Source organism: Shimia sp. R9_2 (genome assembly GCF_017743735.1).
Lineage (GTDB): Bacteria > Pseudomonadota > Alphaproteobacteria > Rhodobacterales > Rhodobacteraceae > Shimia.
This window is the reverse complement of the sequence record NZ_JAGHRO010000002.1, coordinates 742912-763926: the sequence shown is the minus strand read 5'-3', so window position 1 is coordinate 763926 and position 21015 is coordinate 742912. Positions and strand designations below refer to the sequence as shown.

The 21015-nt window shown below is 59.6% G+C and carries 19 protein-coding genes; 16 read left to right on the top strand and 3 right to left on the bottom strand.

Going from position 1 to position 21015, the window contains the following annotated elements:
• Positions 1-103: 103 nt before the first annotated feature.
• From J7400_RS08240 to J7400_RS08210, 7 genes are all read left to right on the top strand, one after another.
• Positions 104-556: a cytochrome c gene (locus J7400_RS08240; RefSeq protein WP_209061804.1), complete on the top strand. Its 453-nt coding sequence runs from the start codon at positions 104-106 to the stop codon at positions 554-556.
• A 12-nt stretch (positions 557-568) separates the two neighbouring features.
• The gene (locus tag J7400_RS08235; RefSeq protein ID WP_209061802.1) at positions 569-1918 is read left to right on the top strand and encodes a cbb3-type cytochrome c oxidase subunit I; all 1350 of its coding nucleotides are present in this window, start codon (positions 569-571) and stop codon (positions 1916-1918) included.
• A gap of 2 nt (positions 1919-1920) precedes the next feature.
• On the top strand, positions 1921-2715 hold the full coding sequence (locus J7400_RS08230) for a CbbQ/NirQ/NorQ/GpvN family protein (protein WP_247738670.1): 795 nt from the start codon (positions 1921-1923) through the stop codon (positions 2713-2715).
• Between the two features lie 5 nt (positions 2716-2720).
• On the top strand, positions 2721-4604 hold the full coding sequence (locus J7400_RS08225; protein ID WP_209061793.1) for a VWA domain-containing protein: 1884 nt from the start codon (positions 2721-2723) through the stop codon (positions 4602-4604).
• A gap of 1 nt (position 4605) precedes the next feature.
• Complete coding sequence (locus J7400_RS08220; protein ID WP_209061791.1) at positions 4606-4779, top strand: protein NnrT; 174 nt, start codon at positions 4606-4608, stop codon at positions 4777-4779.
• 68 nt (positions 4780-4847) lie between these two features.
• Positions 4848-5015 (top strand): NnrT protein, encoded by a 168-nt coding sequence (locus J7400_RS08215; protein WP_348540140.1) that lies wholly within the window; start codon positions 4848-4850, stop codon positions 5013-5015.
• Between the two features lie 30 nt (positions 5016-5045).
• On the top strand, positions 5046-6239 hold the full coding sequence (locus tag J7400_RS08210; protein WP_209061789.1) for an NnrS family protein: 1194 nt from the start codon (positions 5046-5048) through the stop codon (positions 6237-6239).
• A 71-nt stretch (positions 6240-6310) separates the two neighbouring features.
• On the opposite strand, the gene glyA is transcribed toward J7400_RS08210, so the two are convergent.
• Positions 6311-7603 (bottom strand): serine hydroxymethyltransferase, encoded by a 1293-nt coding sequence (gene glyA, locus J7400_RS08205; RefSeq protein ID WP_209061787.1) that lies wholly within the window; start codon positions 7601-7603, stop codon positions 6311-6313.
• A gap of 194 nt (positions 7604-7797) precedes the next feature.
• Between glyA and J7400_RS08200 the strand changes: the two genes are divergently transcribed.
• Positions 7798-8559 carry an NAD kinase gene (locus J7400_RS08200; RefSeq protein WP_209061785.1) on the top strand — a complete coding sequence of 254 codons (762 nt, stop codon included), beginning with the start codon at positions 7798-7800 and terminating at the stop codon, positions 8557-8559.
• A gap of 46 nt (positions 8560-8605) precedes the next feature.
• Here J7400_RS08200 and prpE read toward each other — a convergent pair whose 3' ends face one another.
• Positions 8606-10498: a propionate-CoA ligase PrpE gene (gene prpE / locus J7400_RS08195; RefSeq protein WP_209061783.1), complete on the bottom strand. Its 1893-nt coding sequence runs from the start codon at positions 10496-10498 to the stop codon at positions 8606-8608.
• Between the two features lie 312 nt (positions 10499-10810).
• On the opposite strand from prpE, the gene J7400_RS08190 reads away from it, so the two are divergent.
• Entirely contained in the window at positions 10811-11437 is a 627-nt protein-coding gene (locus J7400_RS08190) for a YceI family protein (RefSeq protein WP_209061781.1), read from the top strand.
• A gap of 45 nt (positions 11438-11482) precedes the next feature.
• On the opposite strand, the gene J7400_RS08185 is transcribed toward J7400_RS08190, so the two are convergent.
• The gene (locus J7400_RS08185; RefSeq protein WP_209061779.1) at positions 11483-13762 is read right to left on the bottom strand and encodes an NADP-dependent malic enzyme; all 2280 of its coding nucleotides are present in this window, start codon (positions 13760-13762) and stop codon (positions 11483-11485) included.
• Between the two features lie 166 nt (positions 13763-13928).
• Between J7400_RS08185 and J7400_RS08180 the strand changes: the two genes are divergently transcribed.
• The 7 genes from J7400_RS08180 (at position 13929) to J7400_RS08150 (ending at position 21014) form a co-directional block, all read left to right on the top strand.
• The gene (locus J7400_RS08180) at positions 13929-15017 is read left to right on the top strand and encodes a cupin domain-containing protein (RefSeq protein ID WP_209061777.1); all 1089 of its coding nucleotides are present in this window, start codon (positions 13929-13931) and stop codon (positions 15015-15017) included.
• Positions 15014-15433: a cytidine deaminase gene (locus tag J7400_RS08175; protein WP_209061775.1), complete on the top strand. Its 420-nt coding sequence runs from the start codon at positions 15014-15016 to the stop codon at positions 15431-15433. Before J7400_RS08180 ends, J7400_RS08175 begins: the two co-directional genes overlap by 4 nt.
• Positions 15434-16738, top strand: a complete 1305-nt coding sequence (locus J7400_RS08170; RefSeq protein WP_209061773.1) for a thymidine phosphorylase — start codon at positions 15434-15436, stop codon at positions 16736-16738.
• A gap of 4 nt (positions 16739-16742) precedes the next feature.
• Positions 16743-17951: a phosphopentomutase gene (locus tag J7400_RS08165; RefSeq protein ID WP_209061771.1), complete on the top strand. Its 1209-nt coding sequence runs from the start codon at positions 16743-16745 to the stop codon at positions 17949-17951.
• A complete protein-coding gene (locus J7400_RS08160; RefSeq protein ID WP_209061770.1) occupies positions 17948-18934 on the top strand; it encodes an adenosine deaminase in 987 nt (328 codons plus the stop codon). Before J7400_RS08165 ends, J7400_RS08160 begins: the two co-directional genes overlap by 4 nt.
• Positions 18931-19563, top strand: coding sequence for a uracil phosphoribosyltransferase (upp, locus tag J7400_RS08155; protein WP_209062081.1), 633 nt, complete (start codon positions 18931-18933; stop codon positions 19561-19563). Before J7400_RS08160 ends, upp begins: the two co-directional genes overlap by 4 nt.
• A 77-nt stretch (positions 19564-19640) precedes the next feature.
• Positions 19641-21014, top strand: coding sequence for an SPOR domain-containing protein (locus J7400_RS08150; RefSeq protein WP_209061768.1), 1374 nt, complete (start codon positions 19641-19643; stop codon positions 21012-21014).
• Position 21015 lies beyond the last annotated feature (1 nt).

Below are 21015 nucleotides of genomic sequence, written 5' to 3'. Positions count from 1 at the left end.
GCAGGTTTGCCCCAATAACCGTTTCAAAGGTTGTGCTGGCACAAACTTCCACGTGAGCTGCCCCGCTATGACAAGGCCATCCCGAATCCAAGGAGGCCGGCTCATGGCTGAATTTCTGACAAAGTCGCGGGCGCGAAACATCTTCTACGGAGGTTCGATCTTTTTTGTCGTGATCTTCGTGGGGATGACCGTCCAATCGCACAAATACGTGGTGAACACCTCGACCGCCGGAATGGCGCTGAGCGAGGCGGTGATCCACGGCAAACATGTCTGGGAAGAGAACTCCTGTATCAATTGCCACACCCTGCATGGCGAGGGTGCCTACTTCGCGCCTGAAGTGGGTAATGTGATGACCCGCTGGGGTGTGCAGGACAGCCCGGAAGACGCCTTTGAAATGCTGAAGGGGTGGATCGAAAGCCAGCCCAGCGGGATCGAAGGGCGTCGCCAGATGCCCCGCTATGAGTTGAGCGATGAAGACATCCGCGGGCTGTCTGAGTTTTTGCGCTGGGCGGATCAGACAGACACGCAGGGCTGGCCGCCCAATGACGCCGGATAAGGAGGCGAAACCATGAAATATCAGTCTCAAAAAGTGGCCCTTTACTATTTCGCCGCAGCGCTGGCGCTGTTTGGCGTGCAGGTATTGGGTGGTCTGCTCGCAGGTTGGGTTTACGTTTCTCCCAACTTCTTGGCGGAAATCCTGCCTTTCAATGTGATCCGTATGATCCACACCAATGCGCTGGTGGTCTGGCTGTTGCTAGGTTTTTTTGGCGCAGCTTACTTCCTTATTCCCGAAGAATCCGAGCGCGAGCTTTGGTCACCGAAATTGGCCTATATCCAGCTCATCATTCTGACAGTAGGCGCGCTGGGCGCAGTTGGCTCTTACCTTGTGGGCATCCACGGTGGCCGTGAGTTTCTGGAGCAGCCGTTATGGGTGAAATTCGGCATTCTTGTTGGGGCGCTGATCTTTCTGCTCAACATCTCGATGACTGTGCTGGCGGGAAAGAAAACCGCGATCACCAATGTGCTCCTGATGGGGCTTTGGCTGCTGTCGCTGTTGTGGGTATTTGCCTTCATCAATCCGGCTAACTTGAGCCTTGATAAAATGTACTGGTGGTTTGTGATCCACCTCTGGGTAGAAGCCACCTGGGAATTGGTGATGGCTGCAATCCTCGCCTTTCTGATGCTGAAGCTGACCGGCGTGGACCGTGAGGTGGTTGAAAAATGGCTCTATGTCATCGTGGCTACGGCGCTCTTCAGCGGCATCCTTGGCACCGGGCACCATTTCTACTGGATTGGCTTGCCGGGCTATTGGCAGTGGGTTGGTTCGATCTTCTCCACCTTTGAGGTGATCCCCTTCTTCCTGATGATGTCCTTTGCCTTTGTGATGGTCTGGAAGGGCCGCAAGAACCACCCCAATAAAGCCGCGCTCTTGTGGTCTTTGGGGGCAAGCACAGTCGCCTTCTTTGGCGCAGGGGTCTGGGGCTTTTTGCACACGCTGCATGGTGTGAACTTCTATAGCCATGGCACGCAGATCACCGCAGCCCACGGTCACCTGGCCTTCTACGGTGCCTATGTTGCGCTCAACCTTGCGGTCTTTACCTATGCGATGCCGATGCTGCGCAACCGGATGCCGTATAATCAGGTGCTGAACATGGCGTCGTTCTGGCTGATGACCGGTGGCATGGCCTTCATGACATTTGTGCTGACCTTCGCAGGTACGATCCAGACCCATATGCAGCGCGTGGTGGGCGACTATTTCATGGACGTGCAGGAGAGCCTGTCGGTCTTCTATCTGATGCGCTTTGGCGCGGGTGCCGCTGTGGTGATTGGCGCGCTTCTGTTCATCTACTCGCTGGCCGTTGTGCGTGAAAAAGAAATCATCGCACCGGGCTCTGCCAAAATTGTTGCAGGAGAATGAGTATGAATATCGCAACTGTTCCTTCGTTGCCGTTTTATCAAGAAACCGGCCGTGAGTGCGATCTGTTTGAGACCGCTTATGACAATGGTTTGCCCCTTCTTTTGAAGGGGCCGACCGGCTGCGGCAAAACCCGTTTTGTTGAGCACATGACCGCCAAGCTGGGCAAGCCGCTTTATACGGTGGCCTGCCATGATGATCTCTCTGCGGCAGATTTGATCGGGCGCTATTTGCTCAAAGGGGGCGAGACTGTCTGGGTCGATGGCCCGCTGACACGCGCAGTGCGCGACGGCGGGATCTGTTACCTTGATGAGGTGGTTGAAGCCCGTAAAGACGTGACTGTGGTGCTGCACCCGCTCACAGACTCGCGGCGCGCCTTGATGATCGATCGCACCGGAGAGGAGCTGGTGGCGCCCAAGGACTTCATGTTGGTCGCCAGCTACAACCCCGGCTATCAGAATGTGCTTAAGCGGTTGAAACCCTCTACACGCCAACGCTTTTTGTCGATCTCCTTTGACTTTCCGGATGCGGAAACCGAAATCTCGGTGGTTGCGCAGGAAAGCCGTCTGGAAGTGGGGCGGGTCGCGCCTCTGGTGCGGCTTGCCGGGCATATCCGAAAGCTTTCCGGCATGCATCTTGAAGAAGGCGTTTCGACCCGTTTGCTGATCTATGCCGCCAGTCTGATGGCGGGAGGCATGGGCGTGGATCGCGCGCTTGAGGCGGCGATCATCGAACCTTTGAGTGATGAGCCAGATGTGCAGCAGTCCCTCAGGGATCTGGTTGCAACGATCTACGGGTGAGCGGAATGCGACTTCTCTATTTGATGGAGCCGGAAGAGACCGTGGGCAACCTCTGGCATGAGATGGCCAGCGGATTGGGTGCGGAGGCACATTATCCGGATGCGGCGGTCACGTTGGCGTCTGTGCGCCCAAGCCTTGCGGTTTTGTTTCGTGCGCTGGGCGGGGATGCTGCGGTGGAGCTGGGGGAGGCACCTGCGACCGTGATGCGGCATCGCCGCCCGCTGCGCCGCAAGATGGGTGCGGAGCGCGAGAAGGAATATGTGGCGCGTTTTGATGGCGAGCGGTTGGCCCTGCCGCCACAGATCGCGGTCTTTCCCGAGAAGTGGTTGAATCGCGCCGCCTATTTCTGGCTGACCGCGCTGGCGGCCAAGGCAGACATCACCCCAAACACATTCTCTGGCGATGGTGCCGCACTTGATTGCGCGCAAATCCGGGCAAATGCGCAGGCCGCAGATGACGCCTTTGAGGCCTGCCCGGGATTGCGCAAGGGCTATGCCCAGATGGCGCGGCATTGCCTGAATATTCGGCCCGAGGTTGCCCGACCCGCGCAGGAGGCCGCCCTTGAGCAGGCTATCCGCGATCAGCTGTTCGGCACGCAGGCCACTCTGGAAGCTGGTGTCGCAACGCGGGGCTATATGCCCTTTGCGCCAGTGCCAATTTGGTTGCGTTTTGCGGCCCCCGGCACAGGTGCGGCGGCTGGCGAGGAAGACGCTGCGGATAAGGCACCGCCAACGGCAGCGGCCTATTCAAAACGCAAAGCTGGTGAGCGCAAAGATCAGGAACAGCAGAGCCGTAAGGACAGTTTTATCATTCACCGTTTTGAATCCATCCTGTCTTGGGTGGAGTCGATGAACATCAACCGCAGTGTGGATGATGATGACGATGAAAATGCCCAGAAAGCCGCGGATGATCAGGATCGCATCACCCTGTCCAAGCAGAACCGCAAGGCAGCGACGCGCTTGCGCTTGCACCTCGACCTGTCCCCCGCGGATGCGGATCATGAGGCGCTTGCGGGCGTGCATACCTATGACGAATGGAATCACCGGGCGCGCAGCTATATGAAGGATCACTGCCGTGTGCTGGAAGCGCCTGCGCAGCCTGACGGCACCCAATTCATCCCCCATGCACGCACAGTGCGCGAGGTGCGCAGGCAGTTTGAAGCCCTGCGACCGCGCCGGATTTTGCAGGCCCGCCAAATCGACGGCAGCGAGCTGGATCTGGAGGCTGTGCTGACGGCAAAGGCGGATCTTGCGGCCACGGGGCGTGGCTCTGACCGCATCTGGCAGGCTGCGCGCAAAGTTGAACGCGATGTCTCGGTTGCTTTCTTGATTGATGTGTCCCGCTCGACCGAGGCAGCGATTGGCGACACCAGCGTTATTGAAGTGGCCCGTCAAGCCATGGCCGCTTTGGCCGTGGGTGTGGATGCTGCCGGTGACCGGATCGGCATCTGGGGCTTTTCCTCCCTGCGCCGGGATCGGGTGTTTTTGACGCGTTGCAAGGATTTTGAGGCGCCGATGACCTGCGATGTAACCGACAACATAGGCGCGTTGAAACCCGGCCATTTTACGCGTCTAGGGGCCGCGATACGGCATGTGACCGCGCAGCTGGCTAAGGAGCCGAGTGCCCATAAGCTGTTGATCGTGCTGACCGATGGCAAGCCCAACGATCTCGATCACTATGAGGGGCAGCATGGTATTGAAGACAGCCATATGGCCGTGCGGGAAGCGCGAGACATAGGGCTGAACCTGCATGGTGTGATCATTGATGAAGACGGGCAGGATTGGTTTGCCCGCATCTTTGGGCGTGGCGGCTTCTCGCTGTTGCCAAACCCGATGCGATTGTCGCGCGCCTTGCCCGACATTTACCGCAGTCTGACACAGGAGACTTGAGATGAAACTTACTGTCGTTCTTTTTGCATTCATGGCTTCGCCTGCAATGGCAGAGGCGTTTGACCGCCCGATTCCGCAGGCGCAATCTGCCACAGCGGAGTTCTGGTATGCGCTGGCCTGCCTGACGCTGGTTGCGTCCATGGCTGCGGTGCAATGGCTGGTGTCGCGGCGATGACACAAGCGGGCTGGTCAGTACAGAGAATTGCGCTGGCGCTGTACCCGTTTGGGGTAGGAGCCGCAGCAGTGAACGTGTTTTTCCTATCTTTGATCTTCAGCTGGGTGGGTGGTCCGGTGGTATCGACCGGTCTTTCGATTTTGCTGGGCGCGCTGATTGGTGCGCCTGCGACATGGTACTTTGCCCGCCACATTCGTCATCTGATGGATGTGGCCGACGGCACGGATGCGCTTTGAGCGCCATCTCACACATAAGGAGGCCGCAACATGGCCCTGTCTTCTTCTGAACAAATGCGCCGCTGGTCGGGACCGGCGTTGCTGAGCTATGGGTTCCGCCCGTTCTTTCTGTTTGGCGCGCTGTGGGCGGCGCTGGCGATGCCGGTCTGGATTGCCGCGCTGAGCGGTGCCTTTGAGCTGCCGTTGCGCTTTGACCCGGTGACATGGCATGCACATGAATTTCTCTTTGGCTATCTTGGCGCGATCTTGGCGGGGTTCCTGCTCACAGCGGTGCCCAATTGGACAGGGCGTTTGCCTCTGGTGGGCTGGCGGCTGGGCGGGCTCTTTGCACTTTGGGTGGCAGGGCGCGTGGCGGTGCTTTTCTCGGCAAGCTTACCCTTGGGCGCAGCGGCCGCTGTTGATCTGGCTTTTCCCATCGTTTTGGGCGGCGTGATTTTGCGAGAGATCATTGCTGGTCAGAATTGGCGCAACCTGATCGTGTTGGCGATGCTGGCCGTTTTCACCCTGGCGAATGGGGTGTTTCACCTTGAGGCGCTGGTGGACGGCTTTGCCGCGCAGGGGCTGGGCCTCCGTTTGGGTCTCGCGACCGCTGTGATGATGATTGTCGTGATCGGTGGGCGCATCGTGCCGTCGTTCACGCGCAACTGGTTGGTCAAACAGGGCAGCGATGTGCGCCCCGCACCCCCCATGCAGCGCTTTGACAAGTTTGTACTGCTGACAACGGTTGCGGTGCTTCTGCTTTGGAGTTTTTGGCCAGAGGAGGCTGGCGTAGGTGGGCTGTTGATCGGTTTGGCACTGCTGCATGTGGCGCGCCTCTGGCGTTGGAAAGGCACGCATACGCTGGCTGAACCGTTGCTGTCGGTGCTGCACGTTTCCTATGCTCTGATCCCGCTGGGAGCCCTGGCATTGGGAGACTCCATTCTGGGAGTCGGGGCAGGGCAGGCCGCCGCGCAACACATATGGATGGCAGGTGCGATCGGGGCAATGACCTTGGCGGTGATGACGCGGGCGACGCTGGGCCATACCGGTCGTGCGTTGAAAGCGGATGGGCCCACACTTGCGATCTATCTCAGCCTCTTTGGCTCTGTTATCGCACGGTGGTTGGCGGGCGAAGTCCCTGTATGTCTAGAGATTTCCGCCGTGCTTTGGGTTACGGCTTTTGGCGGATTTGCGCTGCGCTATGGCGCCGCGCTGGTGCGACCCAAACCGCCAATAGAAGGGTAACGCCGGCCCCACAAAAAATAGCCGCCGCAGAGGGTGTCTGCGGCGGCTTTGTCTTTAGCTAAGCGCTGGGCTTAGAGGTTCGGGTAGAGCGGGAAGCGTGCGCAGAGATCTGCCACTTTGGCTTTCACAGCCGCTTCCACTTCGCCGTTGCCCTCTTCGCCGTTGGCGGCCAGACCGTCGACCACTTCCACAATCATGTCAGCAATCGCGCGGAACTCTTCCTCGCCAAAGCCACGGGTGGTGCCGGCCGGGGTGCCCAGACGGATGCCGGAGGTGACCATTGGCTTTTCAGGGTCAAACGGGATGCCATTTTTGTTGCAGGTGATGTGGGCGCGGCCGAGAGCTTTCTCGGTGGCGTTGCCTTTCACACCTTTGGGGCGCAGGTCGACCAGCATCACGTGGGTGTCGGTGCCACCGGTGACGATGTCCAGACCGCCTTTGACCAGCTGATCCGCCAGCGCCACAGCGTTGGCGCGAACCTGCTGCTGGTAGGCTTTGAACTCAGGGCGCAGCGCTTCGCCAAAGGCGGCGGCTTTGCCTGCGATCACGTGCATCAGCGGGCCACCCTGAATGCCTGGGAAGATCGCGGAGTTGACCTTCTTGGCAATTGCCTCATCGTTGGTCACGATCATGCCGCCGCGCGGGCCGCGCAGGGTCTTGTGGGTCGTGGTGGTTGCCACATCCGCATAAGGGAATGGGGAGGGGTGCTCACCTGCGGCCACGAGACCAGCGAAGTGTGCCATGTCGACCATCAGGTATGCGCCAACGGAGTCCGCGATCTCACGGAACTTTGCGAAGTCGATCTGGCGCGGGATGGCGGAACCGCCTGCGATGATCAGCTTTGGCTTGTGCTCGTTGGCCAGCTCTTGAACCTGATCGTAGTCCAGCAGGCTGTCTTGCTTGCGCACGCCGTACTGCACCGCGTTGAACCATTTGCCGGACTGGTTTGGTTTTGCGCCGTGGGTCAGGTGGCCACCTGCGTCCAGGGACATGCCGAGGATGGTGTCGCCCGGCTGCAGCAGTGCGGTGAATACACCCTGGTTGGCCTGGGAGCCGGAGTTTGGCTGCACGTTTGCATACTCAACGCCAAAGAGCTCTTTTGCGCGGTCGATGGCGAGGTTCTCTGCCACATCCACGTGCTGACAGCCACCATAGTAGCGGCGGCCCGGGTAGCCTTCTGCGTATTTGTTGGTCAGCACAGAGCCCTGCGCTTCCATAACGGCCGCAGACACGATGTTCTCAGACGCGATCAGTTCGATTTCGTCGCGCTGGCGGGCCAGCTCATCTGTGATGGAGCCAAACAGCTCCGGGTCGCGGGATGCGAGGGGTTCGGTGAAAAAGCCAGAATCACGGGAGGTGCTCATGGACGTTTGCTCCTGTTGAACGGTTCGAGTTGCGAGTTTCCTAATGGAAACATGCCCGGCTTGAAAGGTCCCAAAGCGACGCAACACCTTGCCTGAGCGCCGCAGATGGTGCAGGGGGTAAACATATGTCGCTATCGGAAACCTTTGGCGGCGCAGGGAAACCTGCTTTTTGGGAGTTGGGAGCATGAGCGACGATGTCTGAAAGAATCGCTTTTATGGCCAGCGATGCGCCAGTTGCGCAGACCGCACGCGCCGCCCTGATCGGGCGCTACGGCAATGTCGCGCCTGAGGAGGCGGATGTGATTGTCGCGCTTGGCGGGGATGGTTTCATGCTTCAGGCCCTGCATATGACGCAGGCGATGTCTGCGCCGGTCTACGGTATGAACCGCGGTACGGTGGGCTTTTTGATGAATGCCTATTCCGAAAGCGGTCTGCTGGAACGGCTGGGGGCCGCAGAAGAAGAGATGCTCAACCCGCTGGCGATGCGCGCCACAGCTGCGGACGGATCGGTGCATGAAGCGCTCGCTATCAACGAAGTCTCGCTGCTGCGCGCGGGGCCACAGGCAGCCAAGCTGAAGATTTCGATTGATGGGCGTCTGCGCATGGAAGAGCTGGTCTGTGACGGGGCATTGATCAGCACCCCTGCGGGTTCCACAGCCTACAACTATTCTGCCCACGGACCCATTTTGCCAATCGGGTCGGATGTGCTTGCGCTGACGGCGATTGCGCCGTTCCGCCCGCGGCGCTGGCGCGGGGCGCTGCTGCCAAAATCTGCGGCAGTGACCTTTGATGTTCTGGAGCCGCAGAAACGCCCGGTGATGGCCCATGCCGACAGCCGCGCAATTGAGAATGTGTCGCGAGTTGAAATCCGCTCGGACGCGCAGATCGCGCACCGCATTCTGTTTGACCCAGGCCATGGGCTCGAAGAGCGGCTTATTCGCGAACAGTTCGTCTAAGGACAAAAGAGGCGCGCGAGCGGGGTGCGCGCCTCTCTGACACAGGTCACGCGGATGCGTAGCCTATGGTTTTCAGGGCCTCGGTGATTTCATCGAGGATGACTGGATCGTCGATGGTGGCGGGCATTTTCCAGTCGGTGCCATCTGCGATGGAGACCATGGTGCCGCGCAGGATTTTGCCCGAGCGGGTTTTTGGCAAACGATCCACCACAACCGCGAGCTTGAAGGCGGCAACCGGGCCGATTTTCTGGCGCACCAGAGCGACAACCTCTTTGACTACCTCGTCATGGGCGCGTTCGTTGCCAGCGTTGAGGCAGAGGAAACCGACGGGCATCTGGCCCTTGAGCTGATCCGCCACGCCAATCACGGCGCATTCTGCCACATCCGGGTGCCCAGCAAGCACCTCTTCCATGCCGCCGGTGGACAGGCGGTGGCCAGCGACGTTGATGACGTCATCGGTGCGCGCCATAATATAGACGTAGCCGTCCTCATCCTTCATGCCCGCATCACCGGTCTCATAATAGCCCGGGAAGTGGGTGAGGTAGGAGGATTTGAAGCGCTCTTCGGCATTCCACAGCGTGGGCAGCGTGCCGGGAGGCAACGGCAGCTTGATGGCGATGGCACCAAGTTCGCCAGCCGCGACGGGGTGGCCGCCTTCGTCCAGAATTTCGACGTCATAGCCGGGCATGGGAACGGTTGGGGAGCCCAGTTTGATGGGCAGCTCTTCGATGCCGAGCGGGTTGGCGGCAATCGACCAGCCGGTTTCTGTTTGCCACCAGTGGTCCACGATTGGCACGCCCAGTTGCTCCTGCGCCCAGACGATGGTGTCCGGATCAGCGCGTTCGCCCGCGAGATAGACCTGCTCAAGGCAGCTGAGGTCATATTTCTTGACGTATTCGCCTGTCGGGTCTTCGCGCTTCACGGCGCGGAAGGCGGTGGGGGCGGTGAAGAAGCTTTTGACGTTGTGCTCTGAAATCACGCGCCAGAAGGTGCCCGCATCCGGTGTGCCAACCGGTTTGCCCTCAAAGACAATGGTGGTGTTGCCATGGATCAGAGGGGCGTAGCAGATATAGCTGTGGCCCACGACCCAGCCCACATCGGAGGCCGCCCAGAACACATCGCCGGGGTCGACATTGTAGATATTTTTCATGGTCCAGTTCAGCGCGACCAGCTGACCTGCGGTGTGGCGGATCACGCCTTTGGGCTGCCCTGTGGTGCCGGAGGTGTAGAGGATATAGGACGGGTGGTTGCCTTCGACCGGAACACATTCGGCCGGTTCCACGCCATACTGAAAGCCGTGCCAGTTGACGTCCCGCCCCTCGACCAGCTGCGCCACCTCTTGTTCGCGTTGGAGGATCACGCAGAAATCGGGCTTGTGTGTGGAGAGGTCGATGGCGCCGTCGAGCAGAGGTTTGTAGTGCACCACGCGGCCCGGCTCCAACCCGCAGGAGGCGGCGATGATGGCTTTGGGCTTGGCGTCGTCGATGCGCACTGCAAGTTCGTTGGCGGCAAATCCGCCAAACACCACGGAGTGGATGGCACCCAGTCGGGCGCAAGCCAGCATGGCTTCCAGCGCCTCGGGGATCATCGGCATGTAGATGATGACGCGGTCGCCTTTCTCAACGCCTTTGGCGCGCAGGGCGCCGGCAAGTGTGGCGACACGGTTGCGCAGCTCAACATAGGAGATTTCGCGTTTGGTGTGGGTGATCGGGCTGTCATAGATGATGGCCGTCTGCTCGCCGCGCCCGGCTTCGACGTGGCGGTCCACCGCGTTCCAGCAGGTGTTGACCTTTGCGTCCGCGAACCACTCATAAAGATGGTCGCCTTTGTCCGTCAGCGCCTTGCAGGGCGGCGTATGCCAATCAATTGCTTCTGCCGCCTGCATCCAGAAAGCTTCCGGATCATTTTTCCAGCGTTCGTATACGTCTTGATATGACATGTGGTCCTCCTCTACCTGCCAGACGGCATAGAGGAGGTATCACATCGGCGACAAGTGCGGGGCAGAAAAGCGGGACAGATTATCGCATTTGTTTCGCCAGTTTTTGAGCCTTGAAATTGCAAAGTTTAGTAAAGTCGCCAATTTTTGCAGGAAAAATAGAGAAATTCGTCATTTTTGCAAATTTGCAAATTTTGCGACTTTGGCTGATAGCCGGCTCACCTATTCTCGCAGAAACGTGCAACTCTGTAACGGTTTTCTCTGCCATACTGAGGGGGACTAGCCCATCCGGGCCTGTGAACTGGGAGGAAGATCATGATTGGGACATTGGTTAGCGTCAAAGGAAGACGTCATGGTCTTTGGAGTGGATTGCGCGTTTTGGCGGCTGTGACACTGCTTGGTGGGGCTGTTGTGCAGCCCGCGCAGGCGGCACCCGTGCAATATGAGCTTGATAAATCGGCCAGCGTTGTTGGCTTCACCTACTACTTCAATCAGGACGGCACAGAAGGTCAGATGCCGGTTGAGGCGGCAGATTTGCAGTTGGATCTGGGCAATGTCTCCCGCAGCAAAATTGATGTGACCCTCAGCCCCAAGCGGGCAAAGGCTGGGTTCCTGTTTGCCACCGAGGCGCTCAAGGGGGCGCAGGTGCTTGATGCCAGCAACCACCCCACTATCCGTTTTGTTGCGCGTGAGATTTCGGGCACGATCCACGGGGCGAAGGTGCTGGGGGATCTGACGGTGCGGGGCGTGTCGCGTCCGGTGACGCTGGCGGCGCAACTGTTCCGTCAGCGCGGCACCGAGGCCGGAGACCTGGACAAGCTGTCGATTTTGCTGACGGGCAGCCTGGATCGGCGGGAGTTCGGCGCGGATGGCTATCCCGATCTGGTGGGGCCAACCATTGATTTGCGCATCCTTGCGCGGGTGAATCGCTCAGACAGTTGAGCGGTACGGCGGGCTTTGGGTGCCCGCCGTTAAGTGCTTCAAGTTTTATCCGTAGTGGGTGACCGGAGAGCCAGCAATGGCGGCCATGTTCAGCAGGCCGCGCGCCGTGATCGATGGGCTGACAATATGGGCGCGGTTGCCCATGCCCATCAGGATCGGTCCCACTTCCAAGGCATCAGCGCGCATTTTCAGGATGTTACGCACCCCTGACGCCGCATCGGCGTGGGCAAAGACCAGCACGTTGGCGGCCCCTTCAAGGCGTGTGCGCGGGAAAATACGGCTGCGCAGGTCTGGGTCAAGCGCGGTGTCCACGTTCATTTCCCCTTCATAGGCAAAATCGCGCGGCTTGCTGTCCAGGATTGCGATGGCTTCGCGCAAACGCTTGCCAGAGCCTTGGCGGTGGTTGCCAAACTGGCTTTGCGAACACAGCGCGATTTTTGGCTCCAGACCAAACCGGCGCACATGCCGCGCAGCGCCTTCCGCGATGCGGGCGATATCCTCGGGGCTTGGCAGCTCATGCACCTGCGTGTCAGCGATGAAGAGCGGGCCATCCTCCAAAATCATCAGAGACAGCGCACCATGCGGAGAGAGAGTGCCTTTGCCCAGCACCTGTTCAACATAGTTGAGGTGCCAGCGGTATTCACCAAAGGTGCCGCAGATCAGGCTGTCGGCCTCCTCGCGGTGCACCATGATTGCTCCGATTGCCGTGGTGTTGGTGCGCATGATGGCCTTGGCCAGATCAGGCGTGACCCCCTCGCGCTCCATCAGTTCATGATAGCTGTTCCAGTAGTCGTAGTACCGTGGATCGTTTTCCGGGTTTACGATCTGGAAGTCCCGACCGGGGCGGATTGACAGGCCCGCGCGTTCACAGCGGGCTTCGATCACCTCGGGGCGGCCGATTAGGATGGGGGTCTCTGTGGTCTCTTCCAGAATTGCCTGCGCTCCGCGCAGCACGCGCTCATCTTCGCCTTCGGCAAAAACGATGCGGCGGGAAGCTTTCTGAGCGGTCTCAAACACCGGGCGCATCAGCAGCGCGGATTTGAAGACCGATTGATTGAGTTTGTGAACATAGGCGTCGATGTTTTCAATCGGGCGGGTGGCAACACCACTGTCCATGGCAGCCTGGGCCACGGCGGCGGACACCACGCCGACAAGGCGTGGGTCAAAAGGTTTGGGGATCAGATACTCAGCGCCAAAGGTGAGCTGTTCGCCTTTGTAGGCAGCCGCTGCCTCAGCCGACGTGGTGGCGCGGGCCAGTTCGGCAATGCCGTTCACGCAGGCGACGCACATTTCATCGTTGATCTCTGTCGCGCCAACGTCAAGCGCACCGCGGAAGATGAACGGAAAGCACAGGACGTTGTTGACCTGGTTGGGGAAGTCGGAGCGGCCGGTTGCGATGATGGCATCGGGCGCAACTTTGCGTGCCAGATCCGGCATGATTTCCGGGGTTGGGTTTGCCAGAGCAAAGATGATCGGCTGGCTGGTCATCTTTTCGACCAGTTCAGGTTTTAGGACGCCGGGGCCGGATAGGCCCAGAAACATATCCGCGCCATCGATCACCTCTTCAAGCGTGCGCAGCTCGGAGTTTTGGGCAAACTCGGCTTTTTGCGGATTCATATCTTCTTCGCGGCCCTCATAAACCAGCCCGTGGATGTCGCAGAGCCAGATGTTCTCGCGTTTGACGCCCAGCTTCACCAGCATGTTGAGGCAGGCAATGCCCGCCGCGCCACCACCGGTGGAGACAATTTTGATGTCTTCAAACTTTTTGCCCGCCACGCGCAATGCGTTGGTGGCTGCGGCGCCGACCACGATGGCGGTGCCGTGCTGGTCGTCGTGAAACACCGGGATGTTCATCCGCTCGCGGCAGATTTTTTCCACGATAAAGCAATCGGGCGCTTTGATGTCTTCAAGGTTGATCGCGCCAAATGTCGGCCCCATGGCGCAGACGATGTCCGCCAGTTTTTCCGGGTCTGCTTCGTCCAGCTCGATGTCAAAGCAGTCGATGTTGGCAAATTGCTTAAAGAGAACAGCCTTGCCCTCCATAACCGGCTTGGAGGCCAGCGCGCCAATGTTGCCGAGCCCAAGCACGGCGGAGCCGTTGGAGACCACAGCCACAAGGTTTTGGCGTGCGGTATAGAGTGCAGCATTTGCCGGATCGTCTTTGATCTCGAGGCAGGCCTCAGCCACGCCGGGGGAATAGGCGCGTGACAGGTCGCGCCCGTTGGCGAGCGGTTTGGTCGCGCGGATCTCCAGTTTGCCGGGTTTTGGGTTGGCGTGATAGGCCAGCGCTGCCTCGCGCAGGGATTGGTTGCGATTTTCAGACATCGGAGACCTCTGTTTGGCACTTTGGGTGCGGTCAAAAAGAAATTAGTTCAGCCTTAAACCAATTTTCTCCCAGTTAAAATGCACAAATCTGACGCAACGGCACAAGCTTGTATTTTTGACCATTTGGTCTCAATCTCGCGCAATCAAATGAGCGGAGAGTGACACCTTGGAGATCAAAGCCGAATTTCGCCTGCCGACACAGGAATTGCGCGACGATATCCCGTTTTACACCAAAGTGCTGAAAATGCGGATGGACATGATCTATCCCGCGGATGACCCGACGATTGCGGTGTTTTCCGGCCGTGGGCTGCGGCTGCGGATTGAGAAGGGGGCTGAAGAAGCGCCGGGTACGCTGCGGATCTTGACCGATGATCCGGACGGGTTTGCTGACGGACAGCGTCATCTGACCGCGCCCAATGGCACCAAAATCGAGATCGAAGAGCTGAACCCGCCTTTGGTATTGCCTCCTGTGCAGCATTCCTTTGTGGTGCGCCGTCTGGCGGATCAGGCCCCTTGGGTGATCGGCCGGGCCGGAATGCACTATCGGGATCTGGTGCCGGATCGTTTGGGCGGCGCGATGATCGCTAGCCACATTCGCATTCCCGACGGCGGGCCGGTGCCGGATATGGTGCATTATCACAAGGTTGGCTTTCAGCTGATCTTCTGCGTCAACGGTTGGGTTGATGTGCTTTATGAAGATCAGGGGGGCATGCGCCGCCTGAATGCGGGGGATTGCTTTATCCAGCCGCCAGAGATCCGCCATCGGGTTTGTGAGGCGAGTGATGATCTGCAGGTGATCGAGATTGGCGTGCCAGCCGATCATGTCACTGAGATTGATCATGAGATGGAGCTGCCAACACCCCATGAGCGGCCTGAGCGTGAATGGGATGGCCAGCGTTTTGTGCACAATCTGGCAGAAGGTGCGGCGTGGGAGCCGTTCCGCCTGCCCGGGTTTGAATGCCGCGACACCACCATTGCAGCCAACACCAAAGACGTCGCCGGCGTGCAGGTCGTGCGCCGGGGTCAAGGCACGCCGCAGTGGAGCCGCCATGACGCGGATATCCACTTTACCTTTGTGATGAAGGGCACGATGCTTTTGGAAGGGGAGGAGCGCGCGCCATTCCCGCTTGAAGCTGGTGATGCCTTTGTTATCCCGCCGGGCATGAAAACCCGCTACGCCGAGCCAAGCTACGACATCGAACTGTTGGAAGTGACCTTGTCGGGTGCGTTTAAGACGAAAGTGATCGAGACATGAGCCAAGACAAAAGCCTTGAAACCCTCGCCTTTGAGGTGCGTGAAAACGCCTATGCACCTTATTCCAACTTCAAGGTTGGGGCGGCGATCCTGTCTGAAGGTGGCGTGAAATACGCAGGCTGCAATGTGGAGAACATTGCCTATCCTGAAGGCACATGCGCGGAGGCCGGAGCCATTGCGGCCATGGTGGCGGCAGGGGAAACCCGCCTGACCGAGGTCTTTGTGGTGGCCGACAGCAAACAGCCGGTCAGCCCCTGTGGTGGATGCCGTCAGAAACTGGCGGAGTTTGGCGGCAAGGACACCAAGGTCACTTTGGCCAATCTGGAAGGCGTGCGGGTTTCTATGACCATGGCAGAGCTGTTGCCCGGTGCCTTTGGCACAGACCATATGGACGCTGATCACAAGGACCGCGACTAAATGGACGCGCGGGCGATTATCGCGCATCTGCGCCGCGGAGAGACGCCAAGCCGAGAGGAATTGGCTTGGTTTGCCAAAGGCCTGGCGGATGGCACTGTGTCTGATGCTCAGGCCGGGGCCTTTGCCATGGGGGTCTGCCTGCGGGGGCTTTCGGAAGAGGGCCGCGTCGCGCTGACACTTGCGATGCGCGATAGCGGCGACCGCATGGCGTGGGATTTGCCCGGCCCTGTGTTGGACAAACATTCCACCGGCGGTGTTGGCGATTGCGTTTCGCTGGTGCTTGCCCCGGCTTTGGTGGCCTGCGGGGCATATGTGCCCATGATTTCCGGACGTGGTCTGGGGCATACCGGTGGCACGCTCGACAAAATGGAGGCCATTCCGGGGCTGTCCACAAGCTTGACGGAAGACCGCTTCAAAGAGGTGGTGGCCGATGTGGGCTGCGCCATTGTCAGCGCCACGGCTGAGATCGCCCCGGCTGACAAGCGCCTCTATGCCATCCGCGATGTGACCGCGACGGTGGAAAGTCTCGATCTGATCACCGCCTCCATCCTGTCAAAGAAGCTTGCGGCGGGGCTTGAGGGCTTGGTGCTTGACGTGAAAGTCGGCTCTGGCGCGTTTATGAAGTCCGTTGAGGATGCGCAGGCCCTGGCGAACTCGCTTGTCAGTACAGCCAACCTTGCGGGCTGTCCCACAAGTGCGGTGATTTCCGACATGAACCAGCCTTTGGCGGCGTCACTTGGCAATGCGCTTGAGGTTGCGGAATGCATGAAGGTGCTCTGCGGACAAAACGGCGGGCCGCTTGCAGAGCTGTCTGTGTCACTTGGCGGTGTGCTCCTGGCCAATGCCGGGCTGGCGGCGGATGTGGAAGAGGGTGTCGCGCGGATGCTTGAGGCGCTGTCCAGCGGTAAGGCCGCAGAGATCTTTGGGCGCATGGTCGCCGCGATGGGTGGCCCCATGCGCTTCACAGAAGAGTGGCAGAGGTTCCTGCCGGAAGCGCCGATCATTCGCGAAATCGCGGCACCGCAAGCTGGCGTTGTGCAAGCCATTGATGGCGAGGCGCTTGGGCTGGCTGTTGTTGGTCTGGGCGGCGGCCGTCAGGTAGAAAGCGACGTGATTGACTCCGCGGTTGGCCTGTCAGACGTGGTGCGGCTTGGCGAAACAGTGCAGGCAGGGCAGCCTTTGCTGCGTTTGCATGCAGCGCGTGAGGATGCAGCGGCAGCGGCTGAGGCGGCTGTGCGAAAGGCCATTGTCATTGGCGAGGGAATGCCCGATATACCCCCGCTTATTCATGAGAGGAGCCGGTAGGGCGATGGCACGTGTGTTTCTGGTGGTGATGGATTCCGTTGGCTGCGGCGGGGCAGTGGATGCTGCTCGGTTCTTCAACGATGATCTGCCGGACACGGGTGCGAACACGGTTGCGCATATCGCGCAGGCCTGCGCCAAAGGTTTGGCAGAGGAGGGGCGGTCTGGTCCATTGACTGTGCCGCATCTGGATGCGCTTGGTTTGGGAGCGGCGGTGCGACTGGCCTCCGGCGATGAGACGCCCGGATTGGACGCAACGCCAACTGGCTTCTGGGGCGCGGCCAGCGAGCAGAGCCCCGGCAAAGACACACCATCGGGCCATTGGGAGCTCGCGGGTCTGCCTGTGCCGTGGGATTGGGGGTATTTCCCCAAAGGCGCACCATGCTTCCCGGACGAGCTGGTCGCAAAAGTCTGCGAGTTGGCAGGCACCGATGCGATCTTGGGCAATTGCCATGCCTCTGGCACGGTCATCATCAATGAGCTTGGGGGCGAGCACGTGAAAACCGGCGCGCCGATTTGTTACACCTCTGCGGACAGCGTGTTTCAGATCGCAGCGCACGAAGAACACTTCGGGCTGGAGCGATTGATTGATTTGTGCCGCGATCTCGCGCCGATCCTGCATGAGATGAAAATCGGCCGCGTGATTGCGCGCCCGTTTGTCGGCAGCGCGAAAGAGGGTTTCAGTCGGACCACCAACCGGCGTGACTTTGCGATTGCGCCACCAGCGCCGATCCTGACCAACTGGGTGCAGAACGCAGGCGGCGCAGTGTTGGGGGTTGGCAAGATTGGTGACATCTTCACCATGGCTGGTATCGACAGCTGCACCAAAGGCAGTGACGCGAAGCTGATGCAGGATTTGCATGGGCTGGCCGAGACCGCGCCAGAGGGCAGTCTGACATTTGCGAATTTTGTGGAATTTGACAGCCTTTACGGGCATCGCCGCGACGTGGCGGGCTACGCCCGTGCGCTGGAATGGTTTGACCTCGAGATTGGTGCCTTCACCGCGAAGATGCGGGAGGGTGATTTGCTGATCCTGACGGCCGATCACGGCAATGATCCAAGTTGGCCTGGCACAGACCACACCCGTGAGCGCGTTCCGGTGCTGTGTGCCGGTGTTGGCTCCGGTGAGGCTGGATTGATTGATTTTGTGGATGTGGCCGCGACCGCAGCGTCCCATCTTGGCGTGACACCGCCGCGTGGAAGGAGTTTCCTATGACAGTGGCAGACCTGAAAAAGATCGAACTGCACATTCACCATGAAGGCGCGGCCCCGCCTGCGTTCACCAAGCAGCTGGCGCATGAAAAGAAGATGGACCTGAGCAAGGTCTTCACGGACGACGGTGGCTATGCGTTTGAGAACTTTGTGCATTTCCTCAGCGTCTATGAGGCGGCGACCAGTGTTCTGACCGGCCCTGAGGAGTTCGCGAGGCTGACGTCTGCCTGGCTTGAGGAAAGCGCAGCAAATGGCGTGGTCTACACCGAGAGCTTTATCAGCCCGGATTTCTGCGGAGGTGGCGATGCGGGCGCTTGGCGCGAATATCTGCACGCCATTGAAGAAGCGGCGAGCGCGTCGGAAGCCAAGCATGGCATCACGCTGCGTGGGGTTGTGACGGCGGTGCGCCACTTCGGTCCGGAGAAATCTCGTGCCTCCTCGCTCTGTGCGGCGGAAACGGCGGGCGATTTCATTGTCGGCTTTGGCATGGGCGGTGACGAAGGGCAATTCACGCAAGGCGATTTTGCCTATGCCTATGATCAGGCGCGTGAGGCTGGTTTGAAGCTCACCACCCATGCGGGCGAGTTTGGCGGGCCGGAAAGTGTGTGGGATGCGATCAACGACCTGAATGTCGAGCGTATCGGTCACGGCGTGCGCTCGATCGAAGATCCTGATCTGGTCAAGGAACTGGTTGCGCGTCAGGTGACGCTTGAAGTGTGCCCCGGATCCAATGTGGTGCTGGGAGTTTATCCTGATTTTGCCTCTCATCCGATCCAGAAACTGCGGGACGCGGGTGTGCGGGTTACTGTCAGTACGGATGATCCGCCCTTCTTTCACACCACCATGCGGCGCGAATACGAGATGCTCGAAAAGGCCTTTGGTTGGGGTGAGGCAGATTTTGCCGAGATCACCAAAACCGCGCTTGACGCCGCGTTCTGTGACGCAGATACGAAGGCAATTGTGGCCAAGAGACTGGAGAAAACCTGATGGATCATTTGACCGTAGTGAACCACCCACTTGTGCAGCACAAGCTCACGATCATGCGGGATGAGGCAACCTCAACGGGCGAGTTCCGTCGCTTGCTGCGCGAGATCAGTCAGCTGTTGGCCTATGAGGTGACGCGCGAGTTGCCGATGACAACCAAACGCATCAAGACACCTATGGTCGAGATGGATGCGCCGACACTGGATGGGCGCAAATTGGCGCTGGTGTCGATCCTACGTGCGGGCAACGGCCTGCTGGATGGCATGCTGGAACTGGTGCCTTCTGCACGTGTTGGCTTTGTTGGTCTTTACCGCGACGAAGAAACGCTGGAGCCGGTGCAGTACTATTTCAAAGCGCCTAGCGAGCTGGGCGAGCGTCTGGTGATTGCTGTGGACCCGATGCTGGCAACCGGCAACAGCTCTGCGGCAGCTATTGATCTTCTGAAGAAAGAAGGCGCGACCAATATCCTGTTCCTTTGCCTGTTGGCGGCCCCTGAGGGTGTAGAGCGTATGAAAGAAGCGCACCCTGACGTTCCAATCGTGACAGCAGCGCTGGATGAGCGTCTGAACGAAAAAGGCTACATCCTGCCGGGTCTTGGCGATGCGGGCGACCGCATGTTTGGCACAAGATAGGCAGAATTTGGGCTTTTCAGTGGTTTACTCACTGTAAAGATTTTGGCTAATGTACCCCTACATCTTGTGGGGGCAAAATGACATTAGGCAAATTTCTTGCGATTGCTGCAATCGCAACCGCTTCTGGATTCGGCGCAGCCCATGCGCAATCGATCAGTGACAGGCAAACACCGGCGGAGTTTCCGCCGGCGAATTTCCAGGGCAAACAGTTCGTTGACAGCCGCGGCTGTGTTTACATCCGCTCAGGTGTGGACGGGGTGACCACATGGGTGCCCCGTGTGACCCGCGACCGCAAAGTGATCTGCGGGTTTAAGCCGACCTTCGACACCGCAACCCGTCCGACCAATGCAGCGTCGCAGCTTGATGGCGACGTGGTTCAGATCGAACCAGCCGCGCCACCGACAGAGCGTCCTTCGTTGTTTGGCAATGCGCGGCCCACACCTCAGGCGGCACCCACGACGACGCCAAAAGCACCAGCGGCGACAGTAGCGACCCCGGCACCCAAAGCCGCGCCGGTTGTGATCCAGCCCAAAGCGCAGCCTGCGCCCACCAAGTCGACCGCGAAGGCTGCCCCCAGCACGGTAAAAGCTGCACCGGCAAAAACCACTGCATCAGCTGCGGCGCCGTCACCTGCGCCCGCAAAAACAGTGGTTTCAAAAACCGTACCGGCACAAGCGGAGCGTCGCACCACTGGGCAGGCCCCTCGCGCCTCCGGTATTATCTCGCCATGTCGTGAAGGCGTGACCCAATACAAAGGGTCCACCGTGCGCTGTGGTCCGCAGGCGCAATCGCCTGTGACGCCCGGCGTTGGCGGCCCGATTGCGACCCCACCGCAAATCAATCTGGAGCAAAGCAGCGCGCTGCCGCGCCCGCCTGTGGGCACTGTTGTGCGCGTTGGTGAAGCGGCGCCGGACGTGCGGATTGTGCCCAAGCATGTCTATGAGGCGCGCCTGACCAACGCGGTGTCTTCCTATGTGCCGGAAGGCTATCGCCGCGCCTTTGAGGACGGTCGTCTGGACACCGAACGCGCAGTGATGACCTTTGCCGGGCATGCACAGACCAACCTGATCTGGACTGAAACAGTGCCGCGCCGCTTGATCCAGGTGACGCTGGAGTCTGAGGCCGCGGAGCCTACCACCACCCGGTTCAAAACCGGTGAAAGGGTCAAAACCAAAACGGTTTCCACCAAGTCGGAAGCCCCGCAGAAGTCTCTGCGTCTTGCGGGCACACCTTATGTGCAGGTGGCGCAGGCAACGGATGCAGCACAGGCGCAAGCTTTGGCGCGGGATGTGCGCAAGCTGGGCGTGCCGGTGCGGATCGGGCGTTATGAGCGCAACGGCGCAACCCAACGTATTGTGCTTGCAGGGCCTTTTGCCACACAGGCAGAGGCGGCCTCTGCGCTGGCCAAAGTCAAAAGTGCCGGGTTCGGCGGCGCGTTTCTGCGCAAGTAAA